The organism is Streptomyces sp. NPDC059668 (genome assembly GCF_042734135.1).
In the GTDB taxonomy this organism is placed as follows: Bacteria; Actinomycetota; Actinomycetes; order Streptomycetales; family Streptomycetaceae; genus Streptomyces.
In genome coordinates this window covers 66,509-70,755 of sequence record NZ_JBHWEL010000050.1, presented here as the reverse complement: position 1 = coordinate 70,755, position 4,247 = coordinate 66,509, and the positions used below count along the sequence as shown (strand labels likewise).

The window sequence follows — 4,247 nt, the reverse complement described above, 5'->3', positions numbered from 1 at the left end:
CGCGGGGGGGGCTCAGTGCCGGGCCCCCGCCCCCCGGGGCGCCGCCCCCGAGGGGCCCCACCCCGCTCGCTCTTTCGTTGGGGCCCAGGGTGGCGCGGCCGCGCGGGCGGCCGGGGGCTCACCCGGTCACAGGGCGGCCCGGTGCTTGAGCGGTTCCCACCAGGAACGGTTGTCGCGGTACCAGGCGAAGGTCTCCGCCAGGCCCTGGGTGAAGTCCTTGCGGGGCCGGTAGCCCAGCTCGCGGGAGATCTTGCCGCAGTCCACCGAGTAGCGCAGGTCGTGGCCGAGCCGGTCGGGCACGTGCTCGACGCTGTCCCAGCCCGCTCCGGCCAGGTCCAGCAGCAGCGTGGTCAGTTCCTTGTTGCTCAGCTCGGTGCCGCCGCCGATGTTGTAGACCTCGCCCGGACGGCCGCCGGTGCGCACCAGCTCCAGGCCCTGGACGTGGTCGTCGATGTGCAGCCAGTCCCGTACGTTCAGTCCTTCCCCGTACAGCGGGACGCGGTGTCCGTCGAGGAGGTTGGTGACGAACAGCGGGATGACCTTCTCGGGGAAGTGGTGGTGGCCGTAGTTGTTGGAGCAGCGGGTCACCCGTACGTCCAGGCCATGGGTGCGGTGGTAGGACAGGGCCACCAGGTCGGAGGAGGCCTTGGAGGCGGCGTAGGGGGAGTTGGGCCGCAGCGGGTCGCTCTCCGGCCAGGACCCCTCGGCCACGGAGCCGTAGACCTCGTCGGTGGACACGTGCAGGAAGCGGGCCCGGCCGCCGGGCCGGCGCAGCGCCGCGTCCAGCAGGGTCTGGGTGCCGAGCACGTTGGTGGTGATGAACTCCGCGGCGCCGAGGATGGAGCGGTCGACGTGGGACTCGGCGGCGAAGTGCACGATCTGCTCGTGTCCGGCGACGAGTTCGGCGACCAGGCGGGTGTCGCGGATGTCGCCCTGGACGAAGCGGAAGCCGGGATGGCCGCGGACCGGGTCGAGGTTGGCCGGGTTGCCGGCGTAGGTGAGTTTGTCGAGGACGGTGACGTGGACGTCGCCGGGACCGCCCGCGCCGAGCAGGGTGCGCACGTAGTGCGAGCCGATGAACCCCGCGCCGCCGGTGACGAGGATGCGTGTGGTGGTCATCGGGTTCCTCCGCGGCCGGTGCGGATGACCGTCGACCGTCGACGGCTTGCAGGGCGATGGTCGGTGACTGCTCGTACGTTGATCGCATGCATGTGCGTTACTCCTTCCGTATCGAGCCGACGCCGGGCCAACGCGTCGCGCTGGCTCGTACGTTCGGCTGTGCGCGGGTGGTCTACAACGATGCGCTGGCCGCGAGAAAGGCCGCCTGGGCGGCGGACAAGTCCCGTATCCCTGCCGGGGCGCTGGCCCGGCAGGTGATCACCGAGGCGAAGCGGACAGCCGAGCGGGCGTGGCTCGCGGACGTGTCCGTCGATGCCCTGCAGTCCTCGGTGCGGGACCTGGACGCGGCTTACCGGAATTTCTTCGATTCGCTGTCGGGGAAGCGGGTGGGGCGCCGGTCGGGTCTGCCACGGTTCAAGTCGAAGCGGGACGGCCGTCAGTCGGTCAGGTTCTCCAAGAACGGGTTCCGGCTGCGGGCGGACGGCAGGCTGAACCTGGCGAAGATCGGTGATGTGCGCGTGCGCTGGTCGCCGCCGCTGCCGTCGGCCCCGTCGTCGGTGACCGTGATCCAGGACGCGGCCGGCCGGTGCTTCGCCAGCTTCGTGGTCAAGGACGAGCCCGCGCCGCTGCCCCCTGCCGACACCGAGGTCGGCATCGACCTGGGGCTGAGCACCTATGCCGTTCTCTCGGACGGCACGGTGATCGGCAATCCGCGTTTCCTGCGACGGGCCGAAGGCCGTCCGAGGATGGCTCAGCAGGCCCTGAGCCGCAAGACGAAGGGGTCGAAGAACCGGGCCAAGGCCCGTGCCCGGGTCGCACGGGTCCACGCCCGGGTCGCTGACGCGCGCCGGGACTGGCTCCACAAGGAGACGTCGAGGATCATCCGCGAAAACCAAGCGGTCTACCTCGAGGACCTCGCGGTCGCCGGGCTCGCACGGACCCGGTTGGCGAAATCTGTCCACGACGCGGGGTGGGCTGCCTTTCGCAGCATGCTCGAGGGCAAAGCTGCCCGCGCGGGTCGGTACGTGGGCATCGTCTCGCGCTGGCTGCCCTCCTCCCAGACCTGCCATGTGTGCTGGAGGCTGGATGGGAAGAAGCCGTTGCACATGCGGATGTGGACGTGCGGCGGCTGTGGTGCTGTGCATGACCGTGACCTCAATGCGTCGCGGGTGATCCTGGCCGCCGGGCAGGCGGACAGGCCAAACGCCTCCGGAGGGCCGGTAAGACCTGGTGCGGCAATCCCGCACCAGGCGCGGCCCGTTGAACGAGGAACCCACCCGCAGCCGCAGCCGGCGACCACCGGCAGGCAGGCGGGAGTCCCGGCACTGTGAGGCCGGGAGGATGTCAAGAGGAAATCTGCACCTTGCTGTGGTCGCCGAGGATGAGCCGGTGGGCGGCGGGGATCCGCGGGGCGGGGGTCACCTCCACGTTGCGGCCGATGATGGAGGCCTCCACACGGCGGGCGCCGTGCACCGAGGAGCCGTCCAGGACGATGGAGAACTCGATCTCGCTGTCGGTGATGCGGCAGTCGGAGGCGATGGAGGTGAACGGGCCGACGTAGGAGCCGGTGATCACGCTGCCGGAGCCGATGACGGCCGGGCCCACGATGCGTGAGCCGGTGACGCGGGCGCCCTCGTCGACCCGTACCCGGCCGATGATCTCGCTGGCGGCGTCGACGTCGCCCTCGATGCGGGGTTCGGCGTGCTCCAGGACGGACCGGTTGACCTCCAGCATGTCGCCGACGTTGCCGGTGTCCTTCCAGTACCCGGAGATCGTGGTGGAGCGCACGTCGCGGTCCTGGTCGATCAGCCACTGCAGGGCGTGGGTGATCTCCAGCTCGCCGCGCCAGGACGGCTTGATGGCGCGGACGGCCTCGTGCACGGCGTCGGTGAACAGGTAGACGCCGACCAGCGCGAGGTCGCTCTTGGGGTGCTCCGGTTTCTCCTCCAGGCCCACGATCCGCCCGTCGGGGCCGAATTCGGCGACCCCGAACTGCTGCGGGTCGGAGACCTGGGTGAGCAGGATCTGGGCGGCGGGCCGCTGCGCGCGGAAGGCATCGACCAAATCCGAGATGCCGCCCACGATGAAGTTGTCGCCGAGGTACATGACGAAGTCGTCGTCGGCGAGGAACTCGCGGGCGATGAGGACGGCGTGGGCCAGTCCCAGGGGAGCGGACTGGGGGATGTAGGTGACGGCGAGCCCGAACTTGGAGCCGTCGCCGACGGCTTGCGTGATCTCGTCGGCGGTGTCCCCGACGATGATCCCGACCTCGGTGATGCCCGCGTCCGCGATCGCTTCCAGGCCGTAGAAGAGAACCGGCTTGTTGGCCACGGGCACCAGCTGCTTGGCGGATGTGTGGGTGAGGGGGCGCAGGCGGGTTCCGGCCCCGCCGGAGAGTACGAGAGCCTTCATGGCTTCGACGCTAGGAGCGGGCACTTGAGCCGGGATCGGGGATGGGCCGCGCCCACAGGCGCCCTCCAGAGCGGCTCCAGAGGCGGTGGGGATCCTCGGTGGGGCAGCGGCCGGTGGCGCGCTTCGCGGGGTGACCTGCGGGGCGGCTGTGCCCGGCCGTCCAGTGACGCGAGCCCAGAGAGGCACACAGGCATGGCAGACAACCACCGTGAACTCGTCCAGCGCTTCGTCGACATGATCAACAGTCATGACGTGAGCACCATGAGCGCGCACACCGCGCCCGGGCACATCGACCACAACCCGGTCGTCGAGGACGGCATCGAGGCCAACACGGCGTTCTGGGAGCAGATCTTCGCCGCGTTCCCCGACGTCAAGGTCGTCACCCACGACCTGGTCGTGGAGGGGGACCGGATCGCCGGCCGCTTCGAGTACTCCGGCACCCACCAGGGCACCTTCTTCGGCGTCGAGGCCACCGGCCGTCCGCTCAGCTTCCAGTCGATCGACTTCTGGCGGGTCGAGGACGGGCTGCTGGCCGAGCACTGGGACCAGCTGGACATGGCCGGCCTCTTCCGCCAGCTCGGCGTCGACATCCACGCCGGCCAGGACGCGTAACCGCGCCCCCGGCGGGCAGGAAAGCGGCCCGGCGCCCCCCCCGTGGGGGGCCGGCCGCCAACCCCACCCCCCCCCCCGACCCCCCCCCCCCGGGAGGACCCCCC

At 70.7% G+C, this 4,247-nt stretch carries 4 protein-coding genes; 2 read left to right on the top strand and 2 right to left on the bottom strand.

All coding sequences use genetic code 11. The features are described 5' to 3' along the window. Positions 1 to 126 precede the first annotated feature (126 nt). Complete coding sequence (rfbB, locus tag ACFV2J_RS29240) at positions 127 to 1,119, bottom strand: dTDP-glucose 4,6-dehydratase (protein WP_385097967.1); 993 nt, start codon at positions 1,117 to 1,119, stop codon at positions 127 to 129. Between the two features lie 86 nt (positions 1,120 to 1,205). On the opposite strand from rfbB, the gene ACFV2J_RS29235 reads away from it, so the two are divergent. Further along, the gene (locus ACFV2J_RS29235) at positions 1,206 to 2,450 is read left to right on the top strand and encodes an RNA-guided endonuclease InsQ/TnpB family protein (RefSeq protein ID WP_385441422.1); all 1,245 of its coding nucleotides are present in this window, start codon (positions 1,206 to 1,208) and stop codon (positions 2,448 to 2,450) included. A 13-nt stretch (positions 2,451 to 2,463) separates the two neighbouring features. Here the strand turns inward: ACFV2J_RS29235 and ACFV2J_RS29230 are convergent, their stop codons facing one another. After that, on the bottom strand, positions 2,464 to 3,531 hold the full coding sequence (locus ACFV2J_RS29230) for a glucose-1-phosphate thymidylyltransferase (protein WP_385098146.1): 1,068 nt from the start codon (positions 3,529 to 3,531) through the stop codon (positions 2,464 to 2,466). Positions 3,532 to 3,723: 192 nt separating this feature from the next. Between ACFV2J_RS29230 and ACFV2J_RS29225 the strand changes: the two genes are divergently transcribed. After that, complete coding sequence (locus ACFV2J_RS29225; RefSeq protein WP_168525295.1) at positions 3,724 to 4,143, top strand: ester cyclase; 420 nt, start codon at positions 3,724 to 3,726, stop codon at positions 4,141 to 4,143. The last annotated feature ends 104 nt before the right edge of the window (positions 4,144 to 4,247 follow it).

Coding starts and splice junctions, on each gene's coding strand:
- ACFV2J_RS29225 (WP_168525295.1), top strand. CDS start 3,724: ATGGCAGACAACCACCGTGAACTCGTCCAGCGCTTCGTCGACATGATC.
- rfbB (WP_385097967.1), bottom strand. CDS start 1,119: ATGACCACCACACGCATCCTCGTCACCGGCGGCGCGGGGTTCATCGGC.
- ACFV2J_RS29235 (WP_385441422.1), top strand. CDS start 1,206: ATGCATGTGCGTTACTCCTTCCGTATCGAGCCGACGCCGGGCCAACGC.
- ACFV2J_RS29230 (WP_385098146.1), bottom strand. CDS start 3,531: ATGAAGGCTCTCGTACTCTCCGGCGGGGCCGGAACCCGCCTGCGCCCC.